Consider the following 14,717-nt stretch of genomic DNA (forward strand, 5'->3'; position numbering starts at 1 on the left):
GAATTTGATCATAAAACCGGGTTCTAAACTATAGGAAATGAAGGCAAGTCGTGTTATAATGGTTAAGAATAGATTAGAAAGACTCACTCACGAAAGAGAAGAGGATACGACGATGATTAAAATTCTATTGGTCGAAGATGACCTTGGTTTGTCAAATTCAGTATTTGATTTTTTAGATGATTTTGCGGATGTCATGCAGGTCTTTGACGGAGAAGAAGGTCTCTACGAAGCAGAAAGTGGGATCTATGATTTGATTTTGCTGGACCTCATGCTTCCTGAAAAAGACGGTTTCCATGTATTGAAAGAATTGCGTGAAAAAGGCGTGACAACCCCTGTTTTGATCATGACAGCCAAAGAAAGTCTGGATGACAAAGGGCACGGATTTGAGCTAGGGGCAGACGATTACCTCACCAAGCCTTTCTACCTAGAAGAGCTTAAGATGCGGATTCAAGCTCTCTTGAAGCGCTCAGGAAAGGTCAATGAAAATACCCTCAATTATGGCAATTTGAAGGTCAATTTATCTACCAATTCGACTTATGTGGATGGGAAAGAAGTGGAACTTCTTGGGAAGGAATTTGATCTTTTGGTCTATTTCCTTCAAAACCAAAATGTCATCCTTCCAAAGACCCAGATCTTCGATCGTCTCTGGGGCTTTGATAGTGACACAACCATCTCAGTGGTTGAAGTCTATGTTTCAAAAATCCGTAAGAAATTAAAAGGTACTGATTTCGTTGAGAACTTGCAAACATTGCGCAGTGTGGGGTATATCTTAAAAGATGCTAACCAGAATTAAGAAAACCGTCGGGGAAGATGATTTTTCCTACTTCATCCGATATTTTGGGCTCTTTACTTTGATATTCTCAGCCATGACCCTGATTATCATCCAGGTCATGCGCTCGAGTCTCTATACAACGGTCGATGAAAACCTCAAGACTCTCAGTCAGGATCCCTACTCGCTTGTAGCGATTGCTTATCGAGACCAGCGACAGTCAAATACCAAAGGAGATGATAATGATCATGAGATGATGATCCCAGATCATGATAAATCAGAACCTAAAGGGGATGTCACATCCAATACCACTGTTGTTTTGCTCAATAAAAAATATGAAAACTTGACAACCGGTAATGGGTTTTTAAACTTCAAAACCGTGACGTTTGGTCGAAAGCTCCTCAACAAGGTTTCCCAACTTCAAATTACAAATAGCTATGGGAAAAAAGAAAGTTACCGGGCCTATATGGCAGAGTTGAGTTTATCTGATGATGAAAGTGATAGTGATATCAAGTATGCGGTTGTCATGACCAATATCAGTCAGCTAGAGCAGACCAGTGAAGAGCACGAAAGTCAAATTGCCCTTGTCATGATCTGCTTCTGGGGAATCTCTTTATTCGCTAGTCTCTTCTTAGCACGTCTCAGCGTCAAGCCCCTTCTTGAGAGTATGCAAAAGCAAAAGGCTTTCGTGGAAAATGCTTCCCATGAGTTGAGGACGCCTTTAGCAGTTCTGCAAAATCGCCTCGAAACGCTTTTTAGAAAGCCTGAAGCGACCATTATGGAATCGAGTGAGAATATTGCATCCAGTTTGGATGAAGTTCGAAATATGAAGCTCTTGACCACCAACCTTCTTAATATCGCTCGAAGAGATGACGGCTTGAAGCCGGAGATGGAAGATATCGAACCAAGCTTTTTCGATCAGACCTTCTCGAATTTTGAGATCATTGCAGAAGAAAATGGCAAAATCTTCCGAGGAGACAATCAGGTGGACAAAGTCATTTGTTCTGATAGAACGCTCCTCAAGCAATTGATGACCATTCTCTATGACAATGCCTTGAAGTATACCGATGAAGATGGTGAGATCCAGTTTGAAGTTCAATTGAAGGATAAAAATCTTCTTTTGAGAGTGCTGGATAATGGTCCAGGGATTCGAGATGAGGATAAGAAACGGATCTTTGATCGTTTTTACCGGGTCGACAAGGCCAGAACCCGTCAAAAAGGTGGATTTGGCTTGGGGTTATCCCTCGCTAAGCAAATCGTAGAAGCCTTTAAAGGGACCATTCAAGTCAAAGATAATAAACCAAAAGGGACCATCTTTGAAGTGAAATTATCCATTAAGACGGAAAGTCGTAAAAAAAATCGTTCATAATCTTTTAAAAATAGAAAAGAGGAAAACCTATGAGTTCAAAAATGTTGCACACTTGCCTTCGTGTGGAAAACTTAGAAAAGTCAATCGCTTTTTACCAAGATGCTTTTGGTTTTGAAGAAAAACGTCGGAAAGATTTTCCAGACTACAAGTTCACGATTGTTTATTTGGCCTTGCCTGGAGATGACTATGAGCTGGAATTGACTTACAATTATGATCATGGTCCATATGTCATCGGAGATGGCTATGCTCACGTTGCCTTGAGTACTCCTGATCTAGAAGGTTTGAATGCGGAACACAAGGCTAAAGGCTATGAAGTGACAGAACCAAAAGGTCTTCCAGGGACGCAACCGAATTACTATTTCGTTGTAGATCCGGATGGGTATAAAGTAGAAGTCATTCGCGAAAAATAAGAGGGATTAACAATAAGGGCCGCTGTCGGCTACGACAGTCGCCCTCTTTTTTATGAAACCATTTACAAAAAAGGAATGTTTTTTCGAGAGAAATTTGCTATAATAAAGTTATGAGATTCAAACACACGAAAACTATTTTATTAATCATTACAAATCTCCTTTTATTGAGTCTTTTGTATATCGGCTATCAAAAGATTCAAAGGGTTCGTGAACAAAAAGCCTATCAGGATCAGTTTGCTAAGGTTACCCAACTTGAGAAAAGCTCTGAAAAAGGGAAAGATGTTCAAGTTCAGGAAGGGATTTTAGGAACTTCTTATGTGACGGCTTATTATCCTACTAAGGATGGACAGCCTGTTGAGATTATTAAAGAGAAGATCCAAGAAGACCTTCAGCGTCTAGGATCCGATGAAAAAACCAAAGAACCAAAGCATTTGACCTTCTACCATAGTGAAGAAGCAGAAGCGCCTTTTGTTGGTTATCACCCTATCCAAATCAAACGGGCTGAATACCAGTACAAAAAAGGGAAATTCATCAAAGATGAGACGGTGAAGTTGCCCCTCTTTTACTTGGATGATGAGAACAATCCTCTAACCCTGAGCCAAGTTTTTGCGGATCCAGATGGAGCCAAGCAGATCTTTTTGGAGGAATTACGGGGAAATCTAGCCTTTCGTCAGCTAGACGAGGAAAGCATTGATCAAATGGTTGCCCACTTCTCAGAGTTGGATTTGAGCCAATGGGAATTCCAATATGAAAAAGGAAATTTCACCATTCCATTTCCAACTAAGGTTAAGGGAGATGATACCTTCACTGTTCCTTTGTCTAAATTCTATGACGTGATTGATACAGAGCGCTTGCTTCCTGATGATCTAGCTTCTTACGAATCCTATATAGAAGAACGCCACCGTAAGATGATTGCTCTGACCTTTGATGATGGACCAGATCCAACCACGACTCCTCAGGCGCTGGCTATCTTAAAGAAATACAATGCCAAAGCTACCTTCTTTATGGTCGGAAAAAATGTCAGTGCGAATCCGGATATTGCTAAACAAGTCCGCAAAGAAGGTCATCAAATCGGGAACCATACCTGGGATCACCCTCAATTACCAAAATTGAGCTTGGATAATGCTAAAAAAGAGATTTTGGATACCCAAGAAGCAATTCAAAAAGCGACAGGCGTCCAAACCAAGATTACCCGTCCTCCATATGGAGCCATCAATAACGCCATCCAATACGGTGTCGACCAATCCTTCATCATGTGGGATGTGGATAGTCTAGATTGGAAGACACATAATACGACGGCCATTCTCAATGAAGTGAAAAAAGAAGTCAAACCGGGTTCGATTATCCTCATGCATGATATCCATCAAACCACGATTGACGCTCTACCGACCGTCCTTGACTACCTCAAATCACAAGGCTATACCTTTGTAACGGTGGATGAGTTGTTGGATTACCAACTTGAAAGTCATCGCATCTATTACAATGGAAATTAACGTAAAAATCCTCTGCAGTTCTTTCACTAGCAGAGGATTTTCTTATTCATTTAAAAATAGTTCGGAATTTTTTAAAACAAGTTCACGGACAGAAGCGTATTTTTTCAAGGATTTGAGTTCTTCTGGGTGGGTGATAAAGGTGATCACATAGCCATCACGCCCCATTCGACCTGTTCGACCGACACGGTGGGTATAGGTCTCTATGTCACGGGGGATATCGTAGTTAATCACACATTCAAGATGTTCAATATCGATTCCACGAGCGACCAAATCGGTGGCCAGTAAGAGAGTTAGTTGATGGTCTTTAAAGCGTTCCAGGATGACCTTGCGGTATTTGACATTGACATCGCTTGCGAGCGATACGGCCCCAACACCACGGTATTGTAGTTTTTCTTCAGCACTACCCAGATCAGACAGGCTATTGAAAAAAGCCAGACCACGAAAATCTTCGACGTAGGCGAGTTTGCGGAGCAATTCGACCTTGTCCCGCTTATCCACTTGCATATAAAAATGTTGGATATTGTCCAAAGAAACTCCATCAACCGTAATGCGAAGAGTATTTTCCTCTAATTGGTCTGGATCGACCTTAGCTGTGGCGCTCATGTAGATATGTTGGTGGTCGCGGGGAGCATAGTGGCTGATCTTGTCGACGAAGTGGTACTGAGAATCGCTCAGTAATTGATCGAATTCATCTAAAATGATGGTTTCCACATTCTTCATTTTGATCTTTTTCAGCTTGATCAGTTCAAAGATCCGACCAGGCGTCCCAACCAGGATTTCGGGTCCTTTTTTGAGGCGTTCGATTTGCCGTTTTTGACTAGATCCTGAAAGGAAGAGTTGTGTCTGGAGACCGAGAGGCTCTGCCCATTGTTTGGTAACATCAAAAATCTGTCCTGCTAACTCTGTGTTAGGAGCCAAAATCAAGAGTTGTTGGGCCTTCTTCGGTTTGAGTTTGAGCAAGCTCGGAAAGAGGTAGGCGAGTGTCTTACCAGTACCGGTAGGACTGATCCCGAGGACATTTTCTCCTTCATAGATAGGGGAGAAGATCTGTTCCTGAATTTTAGTGAATGTATCAAATCCGAGTGTTTCTAACTGGTCTTTCCAGCTTTGTGGAAATTGTTCTTTCATTCTTTTTCATCCTTAAATTGTATTCCAGCGCTTTGACGCATCTGGTAGAGGGTTTCATGGACCTGCTCAGCTGTTTGTAACCATTCAAGATAAGCAGCTGGCTTTTGATGAGCGATGGCAAGGGCAAAGGCTTCCGCCTCTTCTTGCATTTGGTGTGGGTAGGGCTGGATCGGAAGGTCGATGACTTCCCCAGAATGGCTGACGAAGCGGGCCTGGTTGATGGCTGCTACAGCATTGAGAGTTAGTGTTCCGGTCTTAGTGTAGATTTCAGCAGGTAGATGGCTGGTGATATTTTTCCCTGCCTGAATGGCAACCTGAAACTCTGGATAAATCAAGACACCTTGACCATAGAGATCAACCGAATTGGGTAATTGCTGAGCGGTGTAGTGACTGGAGATCGGTTCTCCAAAGAAGCCAATCGCCAAGTAGAGGCAGTAGACACCCAGATCCATCAAAGCTCCACCTGCATAGACATCTGAGAAAATATTGGGCATCTCACCTGCAAGAAGGGCTGGCAATTTGGAAGAATATTTGGCAAAGGTGAAGTTGGCGCCCAGTATTTCCTGATTAGAGAGGAAGTCTTTAACTACTTGAAAGGCTGCTTCTTGGTAATTTCTGGCAGCTTCAAAGAGATAGACCTGGTGCTCCTTAGCGAGCTTGACCAGTTCCTTCCATTCAGAAGGCTTGGTCACAGCCGGTTTTTCAATGATGACATGCTTCTTGGCCAGAATAGCAAGCTTGGCCTGAGCGAAATGAAGAGAATTGGGGCTAGCAATGTAAATCACATCCAGCTCACTGTCTAAGAAGTCGATGAAATCCGTGTAGCAAGAGACCGCCCCATAAGGCTCACAAAACTCTTGAGCTGTCTTCATCTTTCTCGAATACACAGCATGCAAGTGATAGTGGCCTGTCTGATGAGCAGCTGTAATAAATTCATGTGAAATCCAACTCGTACCAATAATTCCCAGCTTTAACATAAGGTGTCCTTCCGTAATCGATTCACTCTATTATACCATGAAAAGGGGGAGGGGACAGTATAAAGTAGAAAATATGCACTGATTATTGTATAATGAAGTGATATGCTTAGAAGGGAAAACAATAGGATTGAGAAATTCAGAATTACTGATCATTATTCCTGCTTATAATGAGAGTGGAAATATTGAAAAAACAATCAAGATGATTGAAGAACATACACCTGAATTTGATTATGTCATTATCAATGATTGTTCTACAGATCATACACTTGAAATTTGTCGCAATAACAACTTTAACGTTATCGATTTACCGATTAATTTAGGAATTGGTGGTGCTGTCCAGACTGGTTATCAATATGCAGTTAAAAATGGCTATCAATATGCTGTTCAAGTGGATGGAGATGGTCAGCATAATCCTGAATTTATCAGAAAGATGCTTCAAGTCCTTCAAGAGAAGAATGTGAACATGGTGATTGGCTCTCGTTTCATTGAAAATCAAGGTTTCCAATCCTCCTTCGCGCGACGGATTGGAATTTCATTTTTTGAAAAATTAATTAAGATTTTAACCGGTCAAAAGGTAACAGATCCAACCTCAGGATTGCGAGTGGCTGATCGAAAGGTGATTGAAGAATTTGCTAAACAATATCCAAGTGATTATCCAGAACCAGAGACGATTGTGTCCCTCTTAACCTCAGGCTATTCCGTTGCAGAAGTGCCTGTATTAATGAATGAACGAGAACACGGAGAATCGTCCATCACATTAAGCAAGTCTGTTTACTATATGATCAAAGTGACAATGGCAATGCTATTGGCTAGAATTGGTGGAGGATATAAGAAATAACATGTTAAATATTTGGTTAACCCTTATTGTAATTATTTTTATCGTTTATATTCTACGCCTAGTTGCAAAGAAAGTCGTTGAAATGAGAAATGTCATTTCTTGGCTTATTCTTTGTTTACTCTCGTTGCCAGTCATTTGGTTTCCTAATTTGATTGGACAGTTGTCAAAAATGTTAGGAATTCAAGTTCCAAGCAATCTAATCTTTTTCTTAGGCTTCTGTTTACTTGTCTATTTAAACTTCTCTTTGACTCGGATTACCTCAAAACAATCCGTTCAAATTCGACAATTGTCTCAGAAAATTGCATTACAGGTAAAAGAGCATGAAGAATAATCAACCTGTTTCAACGGAGAAGGTGTATTTTTGGAATCTGTTAGGGAACTTGGCATTTGCTGGATCATCTGTACTATTTACATTGATCGTTACACGCATGACCTCGCCAATGGAAGCAGATTCCTTTAGTCTTGCCTATGGGATTGCTGCGATTCTAGTAGTAGTAGGCATGTTTCAAGTTCGAAGCTACCAAGGGACAGATGTTCTCTTTAGACACTCCTTTACCAGTTACAGTATTGCCAGATGTCTCTCTCTCCTACTCATGATGGCGATCTTTTTTCCTTACCTTTTTGTTTCAGGAATTGATCTACATGAGAGTTCAAAAATTGCGATTATTGGCTTATACGTTCTATTTCGTATGTGTGAGGCAATTTCAGATCTTTTCCAAGGATTGTTTCAACGTCACGAACGATTAGATATCGCTGGCAAATCAATGACCATTCGGTATTCTTTCAGCACGATTCTTTTGTTGGCATTTTTGCTTATTACAAAGTCATTAACACAATCATTGCTTTACTTAGTTGTTTTAAACTTTATCTTTGTATTTTGTTATGATTATGTAAAATCAAAAGAATTTGAAACAATTGATTTCTCAGTAAAAAATCTCAAAAGAGACCTATTTGATGCGATCACTATTTTAAAGAATTGTATTCCTCTCTTCATTAGTGGATTTTTACTAGCTTATATTTTCAATGAGCCTAGAATCGCGATTGACTCTGAAATTAGACTGGGACACTTTATTGCAGGGACACAACGGGACTTTAATATTTTGTTTATGCCTGTGTTTTTTATGAGTCTCTTTATTTTAATTCTTAGACCCTTAACAACGCAATTAGCGATCTTATGGAAGAATAAAGAATTGAAAAAATTTGATGCCATCATTGCGAAGATGTTTGTCATTGTTTTGGGTGTCGGCTTGGTATTAACTGTGCTAGCTTATTTGATCGGGACGCCGATATTAAGTCTTGTTTTTGGTTTACCTTTAAACCAGCATAGTACTACCCTAGCCATCCTTGTTTTTTCTGGAATTCTGTATTCTATTGGGATTGTTTTTGGGGATATCATGACGGTTATTCGAAAACAAACGTATCTATTGCCTGTGTATTTATTCATGTTTATAGCTTCCAAATTGACAAATAATGATTTGGTACAAAAAATGGGACTTCTAGGTGCGTCTTTAAGCTTTTTCATCGTGATGTCTGTTTATTTTAGTGGAAGTTTACTTGCTTATTTTATTGCAAGAAAAATAGAAAGGAAGGACTATGCTCATTAATCAACAACATACGTGGGTGATTTGTGCTTATGGTGAGAGCGAATACTTGGAAGCTTGTATTCAATCCTTGAAGAATCAAACTCTCCAATCACAGATTATCTGTTACAGTTCAACACCACTGGATTCGATCAAAGAACTTTGTCAGCGTTATGCTATTCCGTTTTACACCAAGCAAGGTGGTGGGATTGGTAAGGATTGGAACAATGCTATGTCTTTTGTAGAGACGAAGTATGCTACCATCGCCCATCAGGATGATTATTATGAGCCAGACTATGCTGAGAAAGTTTTGGATAAGATGGAGAAACATCCAGATGTGTTGATTGGGTATTCTGATTATTTTGAAGAAAAAGATGGCCATAAAATTCCTGCGAATACAAATCTGAAGATCAAAACCTTGATGTTAAAAACTATGAATCTTTTTCCTGCTAGTCACTTTTGGCGAAACCGTGTGATGGCTTTTGGAAATCCGATTTGTTGTCCAGCTGTCACCTATAATCGTGAAAATTTGAAGAATTTCTATTTTGATGAAGGAATGAGAGTGAGTTTGGATTGGTATGCATGGTATAAGATCAGCGAGTATAAAGGTCGTTTTGCTTATGTATCTGACAAGCTCATGTGCCACCGTATTCATGGAGAGTCTGAAACATCAAAAACGATTGCAGACAATACGCGTAGCAAAGAAGATCTATACATGTATGAACTCTTTTGGCCTAAATGGATGGCCAAGTTGTTGATGAGACAATATGTGAAGAGTCAAAATTCGAATAAGTAGGAGAAACTGATGAGATATTTTGTTGATAGTTATGAGCGAAATAAAAAGTATTTAGTAGCTTTCGCAGTTTTGGCCTTTTGTATTACAGTGATTTATACAAAGCGCTTAGTAGATTTTCCTAAAATCGGTGTAGCGTTATTTGTTGTATTGGCTTTTTTCATTTTTCTTTTACCGAAGAAGAATGTTGGGACCTTCCTTGCGATGCTCATTGGTGGTCTGTCCTTTGCTTTTATTACACCCGTTTTGAATACGCCAGATGAACAAGTTCACCTTTCAAGAACGATTCATATTGTGGAAGGCAACGTCAATATGGGCAATAAAAACATCCATATTACGGAAGATTACTTTGATGTTTATAAAAATTTTAAAAAACCATTTACCAAATCTTCTTTGTTTGAAGAAGGGCAGACGAGCAAACAAGTGAAGTTTGGGAAAGAAACAGATTACAGGGCAACCAACTCATATTGGTTTATTGGTTATATCCCTCAGGCTCTTGGATTTGGGATTGGAAAATTTTTGAACTTGAGTGTAGGAGTCTCCTATTATCTTGGTCGAATTTTCAATGTCATTGCTTACTGTATTTTAGCTCTCATTGCTATTAAATATAGTGGGAAAGCGAAGCAGTTGATGACAATGGTAGCGATGTTTCCAATGAATCTGGTTCTAGCTGCTTCTTATAATCAAGATAGTGTAGCCTTAGGTTTAACCTACATTATTATTGGATTGTTTTTGAAGGATGTAACGGATGATGAAAAAGTAGTTAAAATTAAGGATTTATTGCTTTATGCTTTCCTTTGCGTGATCCTTGTAACAATGAAGCTTCCTTATGTCTTGCTTGTGGGATTATTGCTATTTATACCGAAAAAGAAAACGCAATGTAAAAACTACTATCTCATTTCTCTTGCTTTGATTGCTGCAGTCTTTCTATTTACGATTTTTTGGTATGTTCTTACCCAGCAAGTTCGAATTGAGAACTTTAAACTAGATGGAGCGGATGTGAAGTCTCAGGTGATTAGTATCATTTCGAAACCTCATTGGTATCTTCCAGTGATTTTGAAGGAGATGCTATTATCAGTCAGTCATTTGAATCAACTCTACACCTTTGGTTGGTTAGATTTATCGATGTCAGAAGTCCTTATTCCAATTTATGCTCTTTATACTTTGATTACTTTTTCAAATATTGGGAAAATCAAACTTCCTAAAGTATCAGTAGTAGGAGCAAGTTTGGTTTCTCTTGCAATTGTTGGTTTAATTTCTTTGACCTTGTATCTGACCTGGACACCAGTTGGAAATTTTGAAGTTTTAGGAGTTCAAGGCCGATATTATTTGGGTGTTGTTGCTCTTTGTCTACCAGTTATTTGTAGTTTATTTAAGCAAAGAGTTCCAGATGAACAAAAGTTCTCTGATCATTTTGTAGTACAAAGCAGTCTCATTATTTTATCTCTAACATTACTACAAACCATCTCTGTTTTATATGCTGCAGTTTAATTTAAAGGCTAAAATAAGTTATTACTAGGGGAAACCCTAGTTTTTTGTTACAATAGAAAGTGAAAAATTCAAGGAGTAAGAGATGACCATATCAGTTGTAGTCCCATGTTTTAACGAAGAAGAATCAATTCCATTGTTTTATCGAGAGATGGAACGTGTTCGGATGAAAATGGGAGAAAAGTTTGAATATATTTTTATAAATGATGGCTCTTCAGATGGTACGCTATCCATTCTTCGAAAGCTACATGTTACAGATTCAAATGTGCACTACCTTTCTTTTTCTCGAAATTTCGGAAAAGAGGCCGCACTATATGCTGGACTTGAGCGTGCTAGTGGTCAATATGTGACGGTCATGGATGTAGATTTGCAGGACCCACCAGAGTTATTGATCGAAATGAAGCAGAAGTTGGAGGAACAGCCGGATTTAGACTGTGTCGGAACGAGACGTGTAACCCGTGATGGGGAACCGCCGATCCGCTCTTTCTTTGCGCGGATGTTTTATAAATTGATCAATCATATTAGCCAAGTGGAAATGGTGGACGGGGCGCGTGATTTCCGTTTGATGCGCCGTCCTATGGTTGATGCTATCATGGAATTATCGGAGTACAATCGTTTCTCAAAAGGAATTTTTGCTTGGGTAGGATTTGAGACAGAATACCTCGAATATAAAAATGTAGAGCGTGTGGCAGGAGAGACGTCTTGGAATTTTTGGTCTCTCTTTAAGTACTCGATTGAAGGGATTGTCAATTTCTCGGATGCCCCATTAAACATTGCCTTTATTGGTGGACTGTTATCTTGGATTTTGGCCTTTATCATGATGATTTTGATTGTAATCCGCACCTTGGTCTTTGGGGATCCTACTTCAGGTTGGCCATCTCTTATGACAGTGATTCTTTTCCTGGGAGGGTTCCAATTATTGACCATCGGGATTTTAGGGAAATATATTGGTAAGATCTTCATGGAAACCAAGAAACGTCCAATCTATGTTATCAAAGAGAAAAGTGAAGAATGAAGAATATCCTAAGTATGAGTCTTGCTGCTAAGCAAAAGATAGACAGATTTTACGAGGGAGTGGATCGGCTCCTCGATAAGATCAATCAGTTGGATATGGTAAAAGGGATCCGCAGTTATATTGACCGGCTTATAGATGTTTTCAACCAAATCAGCAATAAGTTGGTCTACCTATTACTAACTTCCTATGCGCTCATTTTTACAATTGTATCCTTCAATCTGATCAATTTTCAAAGTCGCTCATATGACTATGTCTTCCATTTATCCCGCATTGTCGGCTTAGCAGAGTCCATTGAGCATTGGGATTTACTCCCCAATCTGAATTTTTTATTTGCATTCGGTACGGGATATGCTTCCCCTATGTTTTATGGAAATTGGCAGTTTTATCCGTCAGCCATTATTTATATGATGACCAACGATGGAAATCTTGCTTATTCTATATTTGCATTTTTGATCACTCTTGGTACAAGCCTAACAAGTTATATTGTTGTTTCAAAAATAGTAAAAAATAAGGCGACTGGTATAGTAGTGGCCTTGACCATTCCTTGTTATTACACCTTATTTGGTTTTGGAATGACCATGGTAGTACCACTTGTCCCAATTCTTATTTATTCTATTTATCGAGTGCTCTACTTAAACAAAAAGAACCCTCTCTATTTAGGGATTGTAGTAGCGCTTTTAATTCAAACCCATATTTTATCAACGATCATATTAGCAATTTTTTCTGCGGTATTTTTATGTTTAAATTATAAAAGGATCACACTTGAAAAGATTATCTCTTTTGTATTTTCTATCTTGTTTGCCTTATGTTTATCAGCAGGGTACATTTTTCAATATCTGGAACAGGTTTCATCACAAAAATTTTTCTTCACATGGACAGCGAGAAATTTTCCTGTCAATGTGAAAGATACTTTTTTGGTTCCTTTTCCATTTCAAGCAGATCGATATGGTTTTTATAAACCTTTCACACCATTAGAGTGGCCGATCCATCAATTTGTACGAGATGGTCTATTCTATGCGAGTATGATGGTAATCTTATTCTATCGCCGTCTAGGGAGTTTAAGTAAAACCATATTTTGGACTTGTTGGATCTTATATTTTTCTGCAACGAGTCTGCTGCCTTGGAATTCCGTATTGAAATACACTTTTTTAGGGAGTATGCAGTATTCAGGGCGCCTATTGTTTTTCATTCCCCTCTTGTTCCTATTCTTTCTTGCTGTTACAAATAGAAATGGATTTTTCTCTATTGTCTTATGCATCTTGAGTTTAACTTTCTATTTCAATCATGTTGTCCCTCAATTTGATACATCCTCAAAAAACTATAAACAGATGCGGGATGATAATAAAAAGAATGAAAAATTACTGAAATCAGTATATAGAGGGGACAAATCAAAATATATTGATCCTGTAGGTGATGAATATTATAATCTTGATATCAATAACCAAGATATACGCTTACCACAATTTACAGAATTTCAAACAGCTAAGGATGTAAAAATATCAACTATTAAAAAGAGATACAATCTTTTAGAATTCGATATAGAGGTTCCTGATGATAAAAAAGAAACAACTATTTCTATACCAATGATATGGTACAAAGGATATCGCGCAGAATATTCTAAGGGAGCAGAAGGTTCTCAACCTGTGTTGAAACATCGTGCTTTTACCGAATCAGAATTAAAAGAAAATAAAAAAGATCGGAAACCAACTGTCTCAGAAAAAGTTTTAAATGATGGTAAAATTTATTTATCTATTCGAAATTCTGGACATGTCAAAATTTCTTATCACAAGACATTTATACAGTATCTTGGTTTCATGATAGAGTGGATCTCTTGGATACTGGTATTCTTTATTTTTAAGCAGAAGTATTCAAAAAATAAGGAGCAATTCCCATCTTAAAAAGCAGAAAACTTCTGCTTTTTTTGCTATAATGATAGGGAAAAAGCATTTGAAAGGAATTTAACATGATTTTAATTACAGGAGCAAATGGGCAACTTGGAACAGAACTTCGCCATTTGTTGGATGAACGAAATGAAGAATATGTAGCTGTTGATGTGGCTGAAATGGATATCACAAATGCAGAAAAAGTAGACGAGGTATTCGCAGAAGTGAAACCAACCCTAGTCTACCACTGTGCTGCCTACACAGCTGTTGATGCTGCTGAAGATGAAGGTAAAGAGTTGGACTATGCGATCAACGTGACTGGTACGGGAAATGTAGCAAAAGCGTCTGAAAAACATGGTGCAACCTTAGTTTATATCTCAACCGACTACGTTTTTGATGGGAAAAAACCAGTGGGACAAGAATGGGAAGTAGACGATCAACCAGATCCTCAAACAGAGTACGGTCGTACCAAACGTATGGGGGAAGAATTGGTTGAGAAGCATGTATCCAACTTCTATATCATCCGTACAGCTTGGGTATTTGGGAACTACGGTAAGAACTTTGTCTTCACCATGCAAAACCTTGCGAAGACTCACAAAACACTTACAGTCGTTAATGACCAACATGGTCGTCCAACCTGGACACGTACTCTTGCAGAGTTCATGACTTATTTGGCTGAAAACCGTAAGGAGTATGGTTATTACCACTTGTCTAACGATGCGAAAGAAGATACAACTTGGTATGACTTTGCAGTTGAAATCCTCAAAGATACGGATGTTGAAGTGAAACCAGTGGATTCTAGCCAATTCCCAGCTAAGGCAAAACGCCCACTGAACTCAACGATGAGCTTGGCTAAGGCTAAGGCTACAGGATTCGTTATTCCAACTTGGAAAGATGCTTTGAAAGAATTTTATAAACAAGAAGTGAAATAAGAACAAATAGAAGCGGCCCTCAAGGGTCGCTTTTCTGTTTGG

The 14,717-nt window shown here is 38.8% G+C and carries 14 protein-coding genes; 12 read left to right on the forward strand and 2 right to left on the reverse strand.

Going from position 1 to position 14,717, the window contains the following annotated elements; all coding sequences use genetic code 11:
• The first annotated feature begins 112 nt into the window (after positions 1-112).
• From HMPREF2918_RS08335 to HMPREF2918_RS08350, 4 genes are all read left to right on the forward strand, one after another.
• On the forward strand, positions 113-793 hold the full coding sequence (locus HMPREF2918_RS08335) for a response regulator transcription factor (protein ID WP_021152983.1): 681 nt from the start codon (positions 113-115) through the stop codon (positions 791-793).
• Positions 777-2,138 carry a sensor histidine kinase gene (locus tag HMPREF2918_RS08340; protein ID WP_070595204.1) on the forward strand — a complete coding sequence of 454 codons (1,362 nt, stop codon included), beginning with the start codon at positions 777-779 and terminating at the stop codon, positions 2,136-2,138. The genes HMPREF2918_RS08335 and HMPREF2918_RS08340 overlap by 17 nt, the downstream gene beginning before the upstream one ends.
• A 29-nt stretch (positions 2,139-2,167) precedes the next feature.
• Positions 2,168-2,548, forward strand: a complete 381-nt coding sequence (locus tag HMPREF2918_RS08345; RefSeq protein WP_003006623.1) for a lactoylglutathione lyase — start codon at positions 2,168-2,170, stop codon at positions 2,546-2,548.
• A gap of 110 nt (positions 2,549-2,658) precedes the next feature.
• Complete coding sequence (locus HMPREF2918_RS08350) at positions 2,659-4,041, forward strand: polysaccharide deacetylase family protein (protein WP_049490913.1); 1,383 nt, start codon at positions 2,659-2,661, stop codon at positions 4,039-4,041.
• Between the two features lie 42 nt (positions 4,042-4,083).
• Here HMPREF2918_RS08350 and HMPREF2918_RS08355 read toward each other — a convergent pair whose 3' ends face one another.
• Together HMPREF2918_RS08355 and HMPREF2918_RS08360 are read right to left on the reverse strand one after the other, a co-directional pair.
• A complete protein-coding gene (locus HMPREF2918_RS08355; protein ID WP_049490914.1) occupies positions 4,084-5,169 on the reverse strand; it encodes a DEAD/DEAH box helicase in 1,086 nt (361 codons plus the stop codon).
• Positions 5,166-6,146 carry a Gfo/Idh/MocA family protein gene (locus HMPREF2918_RS08360; RefSeq protein ID WP_049490915.1) on the reverse strand — a complete coding sequence of 327 codons (981 nt, stop codon included), beginning with the start codon at positions 6,144-6,146 and terminating at the stop codon, positions 5,166-5,168. Before HMPREF2918_RS08360 ends, HMPREF2918_RS08355 begins: the two co-directional genes overlap by 4 nt.
• Before the next feature lie 127 nt (positions 6,147-6,273).
• On the opposite strand from HMPREF2918_RS08360, the gene HMPREF2918_RS08365 reads away from it, so the two are divergent.
• From HMPREF2918_RS08365 to rfbD, 8 genes are all read left to right on the forward strand, one after another.
• Positions 6,274-6,984, forward strand: a complete 711-nt coding sequence (locus HMPREF2918_RS08365) for a glycosyltransferase family 2 protein (RefSeq protein WP_049490916.1) — start codon at positions 6,274-6,276, stop codon at positions 6,982-6,984.
• A 1-nt stretch (position 6,985) separates the two neighbouring features.
• On the forward strand, positions 6,986-7,315 hold the full coding sequence (locus tag HMPREF2918_RS08370) for a DUF2304 domain-containing protein (RefSeq protein WP_049490917.1): 330 nt from the start codon (positions 6,986-6,988) through the stop codon (positions 7,313-7,315).
• Complete coding sequence (locus HMPREF2918_RS08375; RefSeq protein WP_049490918.1) at positions 7,305-8,588, forward strand: lipopolysaccharide biosynthesis protein; 1,284 nt, start codon at positions 7,305-7,307, stop codon at positions 8,586-8,588. The genes HMPREF2918_RS08370 and HMPREF2918_RS08375 overlap by 11 nt, the downstream gene beginning before the upstream one ends.
• Positions 8,584-9,360: a glycosyltransferase family 2 protein gene (locus HMPREF2918_RS08380; protein WP_141751597.1), complete on the forward strand. Its 777-nt coding sequence runs from the start codon at positions 8,584-8,586 to the stop codon at positions 9,358-9,360. The genes HMPREF2918_RS08375 and HMPREF2918_RS08380 overlap by 5 nt, the downstream gene beginning before the upstream one ends.
• 9 nt (positions 9,361-9,369) lie before the next feature.
• Entirely contained in the window at positions 9,370-10,848 is a 1,479-nt protein-coding gene (locus tag HMPREF2918_RS08385) for a DUF2142 domain-containing protein (protein ID WP_049490920.1), read from the forward strand.
• Between the two features lie 82 nt (positions 10,849-10,930).
• Entirely contained in the window at positions 10,931-11,860 is a 930-nt protein-coding gene (locus tag HMPREF2918_RS08390) for a glycosyltransferase family 2 protein (RefSeq protein WP_049490921.1), read from the forward strand.
• Between the two features lie 14 nt (positions 11,861-11,874).
• Positions 11,875-13,758, forward strand: coding sequence for a hypothetical protein (locus tag HMPREF2918_RS08395; RefSeq protein ID WP_141751596.1), 1,884 nt, complete (start codon positions 11,875-11,877; stop codon positions 13,756-13,758).
• Positions 13,759-13,823: 65 nt separating this feature from the next.
• Positions 13,824-14,675, forward strand: a complete 852-nt coding sequence (gene rfbD / locus HMPREF2918_RS08400; protein WP_049490923.1) for a dTDP-4-dehydrorhamnose reductase — start codon at positions 13,824-13,826, stop codon at positions 14,673-14,675.
• Positions 14,676-14,717 lie beyond the last annotated feature (42 nt).

The organism is Streptococcus sp. HMSC065C01 (genome assembly GCF_001813525.1).
GTDB classification, from domain to species: Bacteria; Bacillota; Bacilli; order Lactobacillales; family Streptococcaceae; genus Streptococcus; species Streptococcus parasanguinis_V.

Bases quoted from the DNA above. Each gene is read 5' to 3' on its own strand.
- HMPREF2918_RS08335 (WP_021152983.1), top strand. From the start codon at position 113: ATGATTAAAATTCTATTGGTCGAAGATGACCTTGGTTTGTCAAATTCA.
- HMPREF2918_RS08340 (WP_070595204.1), top strand. From the start codon at position 777: ATGCTAACCAGAATTAAGAAAACCGTCGGGGAAGATGATTTTTCCTAC.
- HMPREF2918_RS08345 (WP_003006623.1), top strand. From the start codon at position 2,168: ATGAGTTCAAAAATGTTGCACACTTGCCTTCGTGTGGAAAACTTAGAA.
- HMPREF2918_RS08350 (WP_049490913.1), top strand. From the start codon at position 2,659: ATGAGATTCAAACACACGAAAACTATTTTATTAATCATTACAAATCTC.
- HMPREF2918_RS08355 (WP_049490914.1), bottom strand. From the start codon at position 5,169: ATGAAAGAACAATTTCCACAAAGCTGGAAAGACCAGTTAGAAACACTC.
- HMPREF2918_RS08360 (WP_049490915.1), bottom strand. From the start codon at position 6,146: ATGTTAAAGCTGGGAATTATTGGTACGAGTTGGATTTCACATGAATTT.
- HMPREF2918_RS08370 (WP_049490917.1), top strand. From the start codon at position 6,986: ATGTTAAATATTTGGTTAACCCTTATTGTAATTATTTTTATCGTTTAT.
- HMPREF2918_RS08375 (WP_049490918.1), top strand. From the start codon at position 7,305: ATGAAGAATAATCAACCTGTTTCAACGGAGAAGGTGTATTTTTGGAAT.
- HMPREF2918_RS08385 (WP_049490920.1), top strand. From the start codon at position 9,370: ATGAGATATTTTGTTGATAGTTATGAGCGAAATAAAAAGTATTTAGTA.
- HMPREF2918_RS08390 (WP_049490921.1), top strand. From the start codon at position 10,931: ATGACCATATCAGTTGTAGTCCCATGTTTTAACGAAGAAGAATCAATT.
- HMPREF2918_RS08395 (WP_141751596.1), top strand. From the start codon at position 11,875: ATGAGTCTTGCTGCTAAGCAAAAGATAGACAGATTTTACGAGGGAGTG.
- rfbD (WP_049490923.1), top strand. From the start codon at position 13,824: ATGATTTTAATTACAGGAGCAAATGGGCAACTTGGAACAGAACTTCGC.